Raw genomic sequence first — 12,770 nt, 5'->3', positions numbered from 1 at the left:
CGTCAACCCACGTTCCTACCTAGCTTTCTGACTTTTACCCACCAGCGCCAGTTACTCGCATAATTCACGCTTGTTGAATTGTGATAGTAGTTGGTGCTTTTTCATTGGTTGGAGCCTTTTGGGTAAATGGTTGGACGCTTCTGCAGAATGGTTGCATACTCTCGCCTTCGTTGGACACTTTGCCCAAATGGTTGCACACTCGGCAAGAATGGTTGGACGCTTCGCGATAATGGTTGTACACTCCTGCCTTTGTTGGACACTTTGCCCAAATGGTTGCACACTTTGCAAGAATGGTTGGAGACTTCACGCAAATGGTTGGACGCTTCGCGATAATGGTTGTAGACTCCCGCCTTTGTTGGACACTTAGCCCAAATGGTTGTAGACTCGGCAAGAATGGTTGTAGACTCCACGCAAATGGTTGGACGCTTCGCGATAATGGTTGTACACTCCTGCCTTTGTTGGACACTTAGCCCATATGGTTGTAGACTCGGCACGAATGGTTGTAGACTTCACACAAAAGGTTGGAATCTACGCGATAATGGTTGTACACTCCTGCCTTTGTTGGACACTTAGCCCATATGGTTGTAGACTCGGCACGAATGGTTGTAGACTTCACACAAAAGGTTGGAATCTACGCGATAATGGTTGTACACTCCCACCTTCGTTGGACACTTTGCCTAAATGGTTGCACACTTGGCAAGAATGGTTGTAGACTTCACACAAAAGGTTGGACGCTTCGCGATAATGGTTGTACACGCCCACCTTCGTTGGACACTGTGCCTAAATGGTTGCACACTAGGCAAGAATGGTTGTAGACTCCACGCAAAAGGTTGGACGCTTCGCGATAATGGTTGCAGACTCCCTCCTTCGTTGGACACTTTGCCGAAATGGTTGCACACTCCATGCAATTTGTTGGACGCCTCACCCAATTGGTTGCAAACTCCCACCTTAGTTTACACACACACTCCCTAAATAGTTGCCCCCTAGCCCAATCCGTCAGACAGCCTACACCAACGCGCATAACCTCGCCCTTAACAGCATAGAATAAAGGAAGATTCGGAGTTGACAGGAAAGGAAGAGGGCGTGCACGAGCAAATACGGAGGCGATGCGTGCGCCTCGGAAAAATGTTGCTGGAGACAGGACTAACGGTAAGGGCGCTGGCAAAAGCGACGGGCTATTCGAAAAGCACGGTCCACAAAGATTTGACAGAACGTTTACCAAATGTCGATGTGGCATTGTCGGAAGAAGTCGCCAAAATACTTGCCTATCATAAGTCTGTCAGACATTTACGGGGTGGCGAAGCGACAAGGGTTAAATGGATGAACGAAATGAAGAAAGTGGGAAGTAGTTAGGGAAGACGGGCGGTTTCGCAATTTACATTGCGAGCCGCCCTTTATTTATCTGAATTCAGCAGGAAAAGCCCTCACCTTTGCAGATGGCAGGAAGAATCCACTTTGCTTCCTGTTCAGTGGATGTCACGGATTTTTTTAGGGCAGCCTAAGTGCGCCGCGTCCTGCGGCAAGGCTGTATGACCTATATCCTGTAGGCCTCAAGACCGAAAAAATTCGTAACCAATTTCGTCTCGGCGTAATTGATTGGAAAGAAAGTGGTACCAAAGTATATTCATTAACGGATAACTATGGTAAAATGTTGAGTTAGGAGAGTATACATATACGGTAGTATTCGATGATCAGGTGGAAGGGGAAACGGAAATAATGTTTGCAAAAGATATTGGGATCGACCTGGGTACAGCCAACGTCTTAATTCACGTAAAAGGAAAAGGGATTGTTCTTAACGAGCCATCTGTTGTCGCGATCGACAAGAACTCGAACAAAGTCCTTGCAGTTGGGGAAGAAGCAAGACAAATGGTAGGCAGAACGCCTGGTAATATCATCGCAATTCGCCCATTACGGGATGGCGTAATTGCAGATTTTGACATTACGGAAGCCATGTTAACTCATTTCATCAATAGATTAGACGTAAAAGGATTCTTATCAAAGCCACGAATTCTGATTTGTTGCCCGACAAACGTTACAAGTGTCGAACAGAAAGCGATCCGTCAAGCAGCTGAAAAATCAGGCGGTAAGAAAATATACCTTGAAGAAGAGCCAAAAGTTGCGGCAATCGGTGCAGGAATGGACATTTTCCAGCCGAGCGGTAATATGGTTATTGATATCGGTGGGGGAACGACAGATGTTGCTGTGCTTTCAATGGGAGACATCGTTACTTCACAGTCCATCAATGTAGCAGGGGATACATTCGACAGTGATATCACACAATATATTAAAAAACATTATAAATTGCTCATCGGGGAACGTACTTCAGAGAATATTAAATTCGACGTTGGCACAGTGTTCCTTGGCGGACGTAAGGAACAGATGGATATTAGAGGACGCGATATGGTAACAGGTCTTCCGCGTACGATTACCATCACTTCCGACGAAATCGGTGAAGCGTTAAAAGAATCCATTTATTTGATTGTCCAAGCAGCTAAAACAGTTCTAGAACAAACACCACCAGAGCTGTCAGCTGATATCATTGATAGAGGCATTTTCCTAACAGGTGGCGGAGCATTGCTACACGGCATTGACCAATTGCTCGCTGAGGAATTAAAAGTTCCTGTATTTATCTCAGATAATCCTCTCGATTGTGTTGCGATTGGGACAGGCATCTTATTAGACAATATCGACAAAATTGCGGGTCGCTAATCAATCGCGCCTCGGCGTGATTGCGTCCAGATTTTGAATTGAGCTTGAGGCCTACAGGATGTAGGTCATGCAGTCGTAGCGACAGGACGTCGCGAACTTAGACTGCCATCCTTAACTCCCTTCAAAATCTGTGACATCCGCCGGAGGCTTTATCTTCACTCAGCGGGGGCTTTTGCTGAATGAAGATAAAATAATGTCACCCGAGTTACGATAGAAAAACTTCAGTAAATAGGAGGCGGGCACATGTTCCGTGGGTTTTATACAGTTGGGTCAGGTATGATTGCACAGCAGCGGAGAACTGAAATGTTAGCGAATAACCTAGCGAATGCGAATACACCAGGCTTTAAAGCAGAGCAATCGTCTATTCGGTCATTTCCAGAAATGTACATGTCGAGCATTAATACGGCACGTATTCCAACGAAGGATGGTATTCAGTTGAAGGGTTTAACACCAGTTGGACCGATTTCGACAGGCGTTTATATGCAGGAGACGCTGCCATTGTTTGTGCAAGGTCAACTACGTGAAACAGAACTGACAACGGACGTGGCGCTCATTGACGGCTTTCTACCTGCTGATAATGAAACAGGTACACAAGGCGCTATCTTTTTCCGTCTGGAAAATCCAAATGGCGGCGAGCACTATACGAAAAATGGTAGCTTTACACTAGATCCAAGCGGCTTCTTGACGAATGCAATGGGGCATTACGTATTGGATAGCACTGGGCAACGAATTGCTCTCCAAAATGATGATATACAAATCACCCAGGAAGGCGTTATTCTGGACGGAGAAAATGCTGTGGCAACACTCGGTATTGCATTCGCACAGCGTCCCGATACATTGCTAAAACAAGGAAACGGGATGTTCGTGACAGAAGGCGGCGAAAACCTTCAAAATGCCAATGCAGTTGACGGCGTAACGTATTCCATGCAACAAGGCTATTTGGAAGGCTCCAACGTAGACGCGGCACAAACAATGACGGATATGATGACAGCCTACCGTGCATTTGAAGCCAATCAAAAAATTCTACAAGCCTACGATCGCAGTATGGAAAAAGCGGTCACTGAAATCGGTCGCGTCAATTAATCAGAAGCTAATTGAAGGGAGTCGACATAAATGCTACGCACAATGACAACAGCAACGAACACGTTAAACCAATTACAACAGCAGCTAGATATTATCGGGAATAACCTGTCGAATTCGGCTACTCACGGTTATAAATCGAGCGATGCAAAATTTCACGAGCTACTCTATCAGCAATTCAATAACGATAAAGCTGACACGGCACCGCGTCAATCACCGTTGGGCATTCGCTATGGATCAGGTGCAGTTCTCGGACAAGCACAAATGAATTGGAAAGTCGGTTCATTGCAATCGACTGAACGCCAACTCGATTTTGCGCTGACAGAACCGAAACAATACTTTAATATTTTGATGCCAGGAGACGGTGGAGAACAAACGGTTTATACGCGACAAGGGAATTTCTATATTTCTCCGATAGCGGATGGGCAAGGTATGCTTGTTAACGCCGATGGTTATCCTGTTGCCAACAGTGCTGGTTTGCCGATTACATTTACAGACGATGTCACAAATTTTACAATGAACGCGAGTGGAATGCTTGCATTGACACATGCTGACGGTACGGAAGAAACAGTTGAACTAGGCATTACAGTCATGCAACGACCTAATTTGATGGAACGTCTTTCGGCTACGAACTTTGGCCTACCGGGAAATTTAGCTGACCTTGGTGTTACAGAGCAACAGGTGCTAACAGACCTTCAAGGTGAAGCACGAAACCAAGTAGGCATAGAGGCAGGAATGCTTGAAGCATCCAACGTAAACTACGAAAAAGAAATGACAGATCTAATCACTGTTCAACGCTCTTATCAATTCAATGCACGAACAGTTACATTGGCAGATCAGATGCTAGGATTAATTAACGGTATACGATGAAGTTTCTGTAGGGAGTACTGAAAATGACAGATGAAAAACGAAATAGGGTCGACGAGCTAGAGACACCGACACGGACTCGAGCAACCCGAAAACAACTATCAAATACAGAGCAAAGGTCGCGTAGCACCGAAAGTGAGCAAACGACACCTAAAAAACAATTTTGGGTGCAAATCCGTCTTTTGCCAATCTGGCTACGTATTGTTCTCGTCCTGCTGCTACTTGCAGGAGCGGCTATATTAGGTGCTATCATTGGCTACGGTTATGTAGGAGATGGACAGCCCGCCGATGTTCTCAAAAAAGAGACATGGACCCACATACTGGATATCATAAATGGGAAAGAGTCGTAAAGACTCTTTCATTTTTGCTAGCGCTTACCTAACTATGCTGTCCTTTACTTCAATTTATATAATGAATAATACATAAATAACAAATCAGGGGGATAACTATGCTAACAACAGAACAGATTCAAGCAATCCTGCCGCATCGTTACCCATTTCTCATGGTAGACCGCATACTTGAGGTTGAGGAAGGGAAACGCGCAGTCGGTATTAAAAACGTAACGATTAATGAAGAGTTTTTCAATGGGCATTTCCCTGGTTATCCAGTGATGCCAGGCGTTTTAATTGTAGAAGCACTAGCGCAAGTTGGAGCAGTCGCGCTGCTGCAAAAAGAAGAAAATAAAGGTCGTCTTGGTTTCTTTGCTGGCATTGACAATTGCCGCTTTAAACGACAAGTAACGCCAGGGGATACATTACGCCTTGAGGTAGAAATCACAAGACTTCGAGGAACAATCGTGAAAGCGAAAGCAACAGCAACTGTAGACGGGGAAATTGCCTGTGAAGCAGAAATCACACTAGCACTAGGTCCCGCCGCTCCTAAAGAGGACTAAGTTTGCGAATAGATGGAAAAGTAGTTACAATGTCAGTACAGGCCATTGTAAAAAATGACCATGTACTTTTATAGTAGGAGGGTACAAGTTAGTATGTTTAAAGATCTTTCTCCAAATTTAAAAAGTAGCATTACGAGGTCGATTACACAGACTTTCGAACAATATATGAGTGACATTGAATGGTCTGAAGATAAATTCAGCATTAATGATTTTATTGCCAATTGGCGTGAATATATCACGACAAAAGCGCTGTGGTATACGAAAATTCCAGATGAAATGAAAAACGATCCAACTTTTCATGAAGATCTTGCACAGCGTATCAATGAAGTCATTGCGCGAGTTCTTGGCGAACCACCATCTCAAGAGCAGATTGCGGCTATTCAAGCAATGCAAGAACAGTTAAACTCGCATTATGAGTACCATTGTAAGGCAGAAGCTGTTTACGTTGAAACATTGCTAAAGAATCATTTAGGCTTATAAAAAAGACGCAGGGATAGTTCCTCCTTTTTGGGTCAAGCTACAAAGTATCATACTGATTTGTATGGTAAACGGCTTGTGGAAAGGAGGAAATCATTTCATGTTCAAAAAAGCGATGCCACTCGTTTTGATGTCGGGACTTGTATTGACCGCTTGTGCAAACAACGGGACAGTTCCGGATAACAACGAAACGCCAATGGAAAACGTGGAGGACCGTACAAGGGACCTGACGCCTAACGTTAATGATGGGCAAACGGGACCGAATATGGATGGTCTCGATAACAATCGGGACACGAACGGCGTACGTAACGGCGTCATAAATGATAATAACGGTGTTCGTAATGGAGTTATTGACAATGGCACCACAACGAATCCGACTGATGAAATCATTACTGACGAAAATACCAACGTACCCAATGAAGTGATCATTGATGAAAAAGTCAACAAGAATGGAACAAACCGCTAACCGCAAGCCGTATAAAAACCGCCTCCAATGCTGAGGCGGTTTTTATTATGCATACTTATAGAAAGCTTTCATCATTCGTTTACTTCCCCTATATCCCTCTTTAAGCGCGGACGTGAGCGCATATCCGACTCAAAACGGCGAAGCAAGTCACTGCCTCCCAAGCCTTCCTCAATCAATTCCTCTAATAGCTGCTCCGCATACTGCGAGCGAGCTCGTTTCAAGCGCCCCTTCAACAAAACAGATACGTGAGTACCAATCTGCTTCACCGCCTCAACCGCAACACTGAATGGAGCCGGATCATTCTCAGGATATGAAATAACAACCTTCGCATTCAGTAACTCCTTATCCGCCATCCATTTTTCGAAAGTCGGTTGATATGCTTGATCGATGAACATTTCTAGAACCCATAAACGGTGACTGTTTTCTTGGTTGATAATAATCCCATCAATCAGTGGAAAATCCTGCATACTATCCCCATTTGTAATGCCAATAGATAACATTTTAAATGATTTCACCGTAAATCAGCCCCAGTCATTTTCCTTTAATTATACCATAAGTGGAAAAAACGACATGAAGAACTGAAACATGCCAAACTCATAATTTGGAATCGCTAACTGAAGTTTGAAAAAACGATAGGTAAGGTGTTTTAGCTATTAAAATACTTTTTTAAGATGCCGAAAATGATGGGAAAATAGCGCGAAAGATGGTCAAATCTCGGATTTGGCGTTTTGCCTGTCTTAGCAGAAAGAAGTAAGATAAATCCAATAACTCGAGGGAGGTGAATCAAGTGAATCAGGTTGCACTTGTAGGGCGTATTACGAAAGATCCAATCCTGAGAAGAATTTCTGAAGGTAGGATACAAACAAGCTTTGTACTTGCGGTAAATCGTAGCTTCAAAAATCACAATGGTGAAATCGACACAGATTTCGTTCTCTGTACGATGTGGGGCAGAGGAGCAGAAAATATGGTGAAACATTGTGGCAAAGGATCTTTGATTGGCGTCGGCGGACGAATTCAATCTAGAACGTATGAGCGTGAAGACAAAAGTCGGGTCTATGTAACCGAAGTGATTGGTGAGGATATTCGTTTTATTGCAACGAAAAGGCGCAGCAATGACAACCTATACGGTGAAACCGAAGCGACTGGTCGTACAACTGCATCAACGGTTTCAGAGACGAAGGAGGAGGAGCACTTCAACCTACCAAACAGTGAAACGGAAGGATTACCGATTTTTTAACCGGATCACCGATACATAATGGACCGGAAAAAATCGACTGACGGGAGGAGATTTACCGGAAAGCAAACCGGAGCCGCAACAATAAAAATTGATATGTGAGAAATAGGAGGGCTAGGCAGTAGATGGGATTGGGGTCCTCTCTCTCCATAGCCTATGTAAAACCTATGCGAAGGTCCATTCAGGGAGTCCTCGCATAGTCATTCGGGTAAATACATGACAGAAATGAATGAAAGATCGGGATAGCCATTTAACTTAATTCAGCGGAAGTCCCTCATTTTTATAAGTGGTGGGATGAACGCTAGATATGTCTTCAAATTCAGTGGGGTCCAAACCTCTGCTGAATGAAGTTAAGCCTCCGGCGGATGTCACAGATTTTGAATGGAGTGAATTGAGCAAGCTCAATTCAAACTCTGGACGCAATCACGCCGAGGCGCGATTGATAATAATTGCAAGTGGGCCCGCATGCAAAGACCACTTTTGCCAGCGGGCTAATCATAATAGAAGGGAGCATGAAACGATGCAAACACTTGAAAAGGATGTCAAACGGATGGAATTACAAATTGGCCAGCTCATTAGCATTGTCGCCAACCAAAATGAGAGACTGAATCGAGTGGAGGAAATGGAACGGAGGAAAAGAATCACGTCAATACAAAGAATACCATTAGCAGAGCGTATGTAACACTAGAAAAAAGACCCCAAAGCTGTAAACAAGCCCGAGGCCTTCTATTGAACTAACTTTTAAATGACAGTAAATCATCCAGCTCTGTATCGGATAACTCCGTTAGCCACTGACTTGACTGAATGAGGTCAGCGGACAATGCGGCCTTTTCCACTAGCATTTTATCAATTTTTTCTTCGATTGTTCCAATCGTCACGAATTTATGGACATGCACGAACTTCTTCTGACCAATTCGATAAGCACGGTCTGTCGCTTGATTTTCAACAGCAGGATTCCACCAGCGATCGGCATGTAATACATGGTTTGCACCTGTCAGATTTAGTCCAGTGCCGCCCGCCTTCAACGAAAGAATGAAAATCGGGAACTCTCCCTCCTGGAAGGCCTCGACCAATCGGTCACGCTGTCCTTTTGGCATACTGCCCGTTAAAAACGGCACATCAATACCATGCAGCTCTGATAGGCATTGGCGGATGAGCTGCCCCATTCCAATGTATTGCGTGAAGATGAGGCATTGCTCATTATTGCCGGCAATATCAGCCGCCATCGACACAATTCTATCGAGCTTATCGGAGCGATTCATCATTTGCTCAGCAGGCGCGTGTGGCTCCTTCAAGAACAAAGCAGGGTGATTACAAAGCTGCTTTAATCGACTAAGCATTTTTAAAATAAGTCCCTTTTTTTCAAAGCCCGTTAAAGTTTGTAGCTTGAATTTCGTTTCTTCCAGGAAACTTTCATATAAAGCAGCCTGCTCGGTTGTTAACGGACAATATTCATTTTGCTCCAGCTTTTTCGGTAAATTAAGCTGTAAATCGGGATCGCTCTTCGTTCGGCGCAACAGAAATGGACTAATTTTAGCACGAAGCTTTCGTTTGTCTACCTCAGAATCATCACGCTCAATGGGAATGATGAAGTTATCCGTAAATCTGCGGAAATTACCAAAATACCCTCTATGGATAAAGTCGAAAATTGCCCAAAGCTCTGATAGGCGGTTTTCAATCGGCGTGCCGGTCAAAGCGATATGATGCTTACCGCGTAACTTCCGAATGACACGGGATTGCTTCGTCTGCATGTTTTTAATATTTTGTGCTTCATCTAGTGTAATACTCGCAAATTCAGTCTCCGCTAGCATTTCACCATCCTGTGAAGCAGTGCCATAGGTTGTTAAAATCACATCTGGCTTCAGCTCGGCAATAAGCCCATTGAAATCTTCGTCCTTTGCGCGCGATGGTCCGTAATGTGTATGAACAGATAATGATGGAGCGAAGCGCTCAATTTCTTTTTGCCAGTTCCCAAGGACACTTGTTGGGCAAACGATAAGCGATGGTGTAGTAGTCTCTGCTCTTGCATGGACATTGAGTAAATAAGTAATAAGTTGAATCGTCTTTCCAAGTCCCATATCATCGGCCAAGCAAGCCCCGAATTGATTATCACGCATGAAGATCAGCCAGTCATAGCCCTCCTCCTGATAAGGTCGGAGCTGTGCTTGCAGCCTCTCGGAAATGCCGGCAGAAGGAAGTCCTTTTTTCTCAGAAAGCATTTCCATATAGCCACGAAGGGATTGCTGCATTGTAAAAGCGAAAAGGGGATCATCGACTTCATCGTCCTCTTCCAGTGGAACAATTTCCTCGGGCACATCTTGAAATAGCAAATCCTTAACGGTCCATTCTCCCGCATCTGCCCGGTCCATTAAATCGCGGATCTTTCTCAACCAGAGTGGGTCAATGTGGAACCATTCATCACCAGACCGAATGTATTCTCGATTTTCATCGACAAGTCTTCGGAAAGTTTCGTTGTCTATAGGGGTGGCCGCTAATGAAAAGTTCCAATCGAAGGCTAACACTTCATCTAAACCGGTTGCTGATTTATAGGATTGTATACTTGCGTTTGTCCGAACTTGCATTTTCGACTCTGTCACCGATTTCAACCAGGCTGGTAAAATGACAGGATAGCCGAATGACTGAAGGAGAGGAAGATCCTCCTTGATGAACGTTCTGACTTCCATATCAGACATCGGTGTAGAAAGAAAGCTGTCATCCGCTTCAATTGCAATGGAGCCAAGAAAGGATGTCATTTCAGACTGCTTTTTGATAATCTCGTCAGCATAAGGCTTCCATTTAGCAGGTAACGCCTCCAATGCAGGAGCATGTGCCTTACGGGAAGCGGGTAACCAATGGGTACCGCGCTCACTCACGATAACCGACTCCAGTAGCCATTCGGTATCAGCTTCTTCTATCGGCTCAGTTAGGCGGAAAGCGATGCGGATAGGCATTGTTGAAACAGATTCACCAGGCCATCCATACGTCCGTAAATGGGGCAGTAAGGAAGGCAGTAAATCGGGAGAAATGACAGAGTTGGCCAGCTTACTACGTACTGCATAGCTAACGATGAGGGCAGCCTCTTCCGATAAACCAGCCGCCTTGTGATTAAAACGAATACTGGTGCCATCTATTTCTGCATAATTCCATAATTCTGGGTCAAGCCAGGCCTTTGCAGCCTCACGAATAGCAGTCAGCTGTAGATCGTCTTCCGCAGAAAGCCCCTGGTATGTTGCATACGGATGCAAAGTGGAAAAGGCTTGTAGTAGCTGATCTGCCTGCAATAGGACCTCTCCAGCATCAGTCTGGGTTAGCAGTCCAAATAATGCACGTTCATTGTTGAAAAATAAATAAGAAACCAATTGATCCGGTTCTACCGAAAATCGCTTGTCATCTTTAGCTGAAATGGAAAAAAGTCCATCATCTGTTAGGCGAATTGCCATCCGAAAGATGCGATTCAATGTGAATGTTCCATTCATAAGTTCAGATTTCCTTTCTCCATTTCCTCCATCAATGCCCGAAGTCTACGATTTTTTTCGCGCACAGTATCGATATATTGATTCCAAAAATCGGTTTTACCGCCTTTTTTAGAACCGGCCTTCATTTTCTTAAATAATTTAACGGCACGTCGATAACTATGTCGGTTTTTTTCTTTAATAAAGCCCATAGCATACGTATGGAGTAGGGGCATAACAGCTACAGGATCTGTTGACAGAGCGATTTTTAAGCCGCCAGCCTCTGCACCGTCATAGGAAACACCATATCTATGCATAAGAGCTGCCCATTCAGCGAAACGTTCACGTTCGACGAGGAAATCCGCAAAGACATCAATGCCAGACTCGCCATAATGCGCAAACAAGCTTTCTCGGGCTTCCTCTGAAAAATCAGCTGCCTCAAATAACCCATCAATTTTTCGAACAAATGCAGGTCGGTTGACGAGCGTTAGGTTATGGTTGACATAGTCGCCAATGAAGGGCAATAAGGCTGTCATAATAATGGAGAGCGATTCGAGATCATCATCACCTTCAGCAAGATCTGCAAGCGGCAACCAAATAGCCATATTATCGACCGATACATGATCGACCAAGTTTTCTAGCTTGTCATGCCTACCTTGTAATAAATAGAAGAAAGCGACCAAAATTTGAGCTTCCTCAGATTGCTCCTGTTGAAGAATCGTTAATTCAGCATCCCTAGCTGCTTGATTTGGAAAAAGGGACTGCCAAAAAAGGCGATAGACACGGAATCTCTCTGCGAATAGCCCAGTATTTCCAAGCGCAAATGCACGAACAAGCTCCTTTAAACGTTCGTGAAAAGCATCTGCCTCAAATAGTTTTGGCTTTGCACCAATTGCCGTCACACTATCAGTCAGTTTACCAAGCTGTTCCGTCATCCAGTTTTGTACATACCATTTCCCGTAGAAAAAAGAAGACGATTGTCCACCAAGATGTGTCTGCACATAAGTCCAGCCCGCATCCAGCACATGTAAACGATAATACAGCTCGAAAAGTGGCTTCCATTCCCATTCAAACGGAATAAGTGGTATCGCTTTTTGATCTATCAAAGATGTTTCGTGGATAAATACACCAGGATTTTCTGACGTTTGGATAGTCCGTAACGATTGCGTTAAACGAGCAAGTACTTCAATCCATGCTTCAGGCGTACGTGCTGATATAGAAAGCGTCATTTGCTGCGACTCCATACGACGCCATTCATGTAGCCAATTATTCAACGAATTGAACTGCGAGTATAGATGGAAAATGACAGCAAGACGGTGCGAGCACCAGCCGTTTGAGTGACAAGTGCAATCAGCATTCATTTGCTCGAAAGAAAGTCGTACATTTTCGGGTTGATCTCCTAGGGTCATGACAGAAATCGCATCCCCAGTAGGTAAATAATCATCTATAGCATTTTTGCGTACAAGTGCGACAGCAAGACGCACTTGAAGCGCATCTCCTTCGACACCTGGCTGAAGAGTATGTTGAATATCATTCATAAATTCATCTATTTCATTTTCGTGCAAGTAAGAAACACGTTCTACGGTCATGTTG

At 44.3% G+C, this 12,770-nt stretch carries 13 protein-coding genes; 10 read left to right on the top strand and 3 right to left on the bottom strand.

Annotated features, from left to right (window positions below; all coding sequences use genetic code 11):
* Positions 1-1,083: 1,083 nt before the first annotated feature.
* The 8 genes from R2B77_RS12215 to R2B77_RS12180 all read left to right on the top strand — a co-directional run bounded on the left by R2B77_RS12215 (position 1,084) and on the right by R2B77_RS12180 (position 6,491).
* Complete coding sequence (locus tag R2B77_RS12215; protein ID WP_203248512.1) at positions 1,084-1,353, top strand: sporulation transcriptional regulator SpoIIID; 270 nt, start codon at positions 1,084-1,086, stop codon at positions 1,351-1,353.
* 363 nt (positions 1,354-1,716) lie between these two features.
* Positions 1,717-2,709 carry a rod shape-determining protein gene (gene mreB, locus R2B77_RS12210; RefSeq protein ID WP_203248466.1) on the top strand — a complete coding sequence of 331 codons (993 nt, stop codon included), beginning with the start codon at positions 1,717-1,719 and terminating at the stop codon, positions 2,707-2,709.
* A gap of 243 nt (positions 2,710-2,952) precedes the next feature.
* A complete protein-coding gene (locus R2B77_RS12205) occupies positions 2,953-3,792 on the top strand; it encodes a flagellar hook-basal body protein (protein ID WP_203248467.1) in 840 nt (279 codons plus the stop codon).
* Positions 3,793-3,822: 30 nt separating this feature from the next.
* Complete coding sequence (locus tag R2B77_RS12200) at positions 3,823-4,659, top strand: flagellar hook-basal body protein (RefSeq protein WP_203248468.1); 837 nt, start codon at positions 3,823-3,825, stop codon at positions 4,657-4,659.
* Positions 4,660-4,682: 23 nt separating this feature from the next.
* The gene (locus tag R2B77_RS12195) at positions 4,683-5,006 is read left to right on the top strand and encodes a DNA-directed RNA polymerase subunit beta (protein ID WP_203248469.1); all 324 of its coding nucleotides are present in this window, start codon (positions 4,683-4,685) and stop codon (positions 5,004-5,006) included.
* A gap of 98 nt (positions 5,007-5,104) precedes the next feature.
* Complete coding sequence (gene fabZ / locus R2B77_RS12190; RefSeq protein ID WP_203248470.1) at positions 5,105-5,548, top strand: 3-hydroxyacyl-ACP dehydratase FabZ; 444 nt, start codon at positions 5,105-5,107, stop codon at positions 5,546-5,548.
* Positions 5,549-5,641: 93 nt separating this feature from the next.
* Entirely contained in the window at positions 5,642-6,028 is a 387-nt protein-coding gene (locus R2B77_RS12185) for a hypothetical protein (RefSeq protein WP_203248471.1), read from the top strand.
* Positions 6,029-6,125: 97 nt separating this feature from the next.
* Positions 6,126-6,491, top strand: a complete 366-nt coding sequence (locus R2B77_RS12180) for a hypothetical protein (protein ID WP_203248472.1) — start codon at positions 6,126-6,128, stop codon at positions 6,489-6,491.
* Positions 6,492-6,562: 71 nt separating this feature from the next.
* On the opposite strand, the gene R2B77_RS12175 is transcribed toward R2B77_RS12180, so the two are convergent.
* Positions 6,563-7,006, bottom strand: a complete 444-nt coding sequence (locus tag R2B77_RS12175) for a YwpF family protein (protein WP_203248473.1) — start codon at positions 7,004-7,006, stop codon at positions 6,563-6,565.
* 272 nt (positions 7,007-7,278) lie between these two features.
* Between R2B77_RS12175 and R2B77_RS12170 the strand changes: the two genes are divergently transcribed.
* Together R2B77_RS12170 and R2B77_RS12165 are read left to right on the top strand one after the other, a co-directional pair.
* Complete coding sequence (locus R2B77_RS12170) at positions 7,279-7,728, top strand: single-stranded DNA-binding protein (protein WP_203248474.1); 450 nt, start codon at positions 7,279-7,281, stop codon at positions 7,726-7,728.
* Between the two features lie 517 nt (positions 7,729-8,245).
* The gene (locus R2B77_RS12165; RefSeq protein WP_203248475.1) at positions 8,246-8,407 is read left to right on the top strand and encodes a hypothetical protein; all 162 of its coding nucleotides are present in this window, start codon (positions 8,246-8,248) and stop codon (positions 8,405-8,407) included.
* A gap of 52 nt (positions 8,408-8,459) precedes the next feature.
* Here R2B77_RS12165 and R2B77_RS12160 read toward each other — a convergent pair whose 3' ends face one another.
* The gene (locus R2B77_RS12160; RefSeq protein WP_203248476.1) at positions 8,460-11,201 is read right to left on the bottom strand and encodes a DEAD/DEAH box helicase; all 2,742 of its coding nucleotides are present in this window, start codon (positions 11,199-11,201) and stop codon (positions 8,460-8,462) included.
* Entirely contained in the window at positions 11,198-12,766 is a 1,569-nt protein-coding gene (locus tag R2B77_RS12155; protein WP_203248477.1) for a hypothetical protein, read from the bottom strand. Before R2B77_RS12155 ends, R2B77_RS12160 begins: the two co-directional genes overlap by 4 nt.
* Positions 12,767-12,770 lie beyond the last annotated feature (4 nt).

It is taken from the genome of Sporosarcina beigongshangi (genome assembly GCF_033485195.1).
Lineage (GTDB): Bacteria > Bacillota > Bacilli > Bacillales_A > Planococcaceae > Sporosarcina > Sporosarcina beigongshangi.
The sequence above is the reverse complement of the archived record's forward strand: the minus strand, read 5'-3'. Positions and strand labels throughout refer to the sequence as shown.

Bases quoted from the DNA above. Each gene is read 5' to 3' on its own strand.
- mreB (WP_203248466.1), top strand. From the start codon at position 1,717: ATGTTTGCAAAAGATATTGGGATCGACCTGGGTACAGCCAACGTCTTA.
- R2B77_RS12205 (WP_203248467.1), top strand. From the start codon at position 2,953: ATGTTCCGTGGGTTTTATACAGTTGGGTCAGGTATGATTGCACAGCAG.
- R2B77_RS12200 (WP_203248468.1), top strand. From the start codon at position 3,823: ATGCTACGCACAATGACAACAGCAACGAACACGTTAAACCAATTACAA.
- R2B77_RS12195 (WP_203248469.1), top strand. From the start codon at position 4,683: ATGACAGATGAAAAACGAAATAGGGTCGACGAGCTAGAGACACCGACA.
- fabZ (WP_203248470.1), top strand. From the start codon at position 5,105: ATGCTAACAACAGAACAGATTCAAGCAATCCTGCCGCATCGTTACCCA.
- R2B77_RS12185 (WP_203248471.1), top strand. From the start codon at position 5,642: ATGTTTAAAGATCTTTCTCCAAATTTAAAAAGTAGCATTACGAGGTCG.
- R2B77_RS12180 (WP_203248472.1), top strand. From the start codon at position 6,126: ATGTTCAAAAAAGCGATGCCACTCGTTTTGATGTCGGGACTTGTATTG.
- R2B77_RS12165 (WP_203248475.1), top strand. From the start codon at position 8,246: ATGCAAACACTTGAAAAGGATGTCAAACGGATGGAATTACAAATTGGC.
- R2B77_RS12160 (WP_203248476.1), bottom strand. From the start codon at position 11,201: ATGAATGGAACATTCACATTGAATCGCATCTTTCGGATGGCAATTCGC.
- R2B77_RS12155 (WP_203248477.1), bottom strand. From the start codon at position 12,766: ATGACCGTAGAACGTGTTTCTTACTTGCACGAAAATGAAATAGATGAA.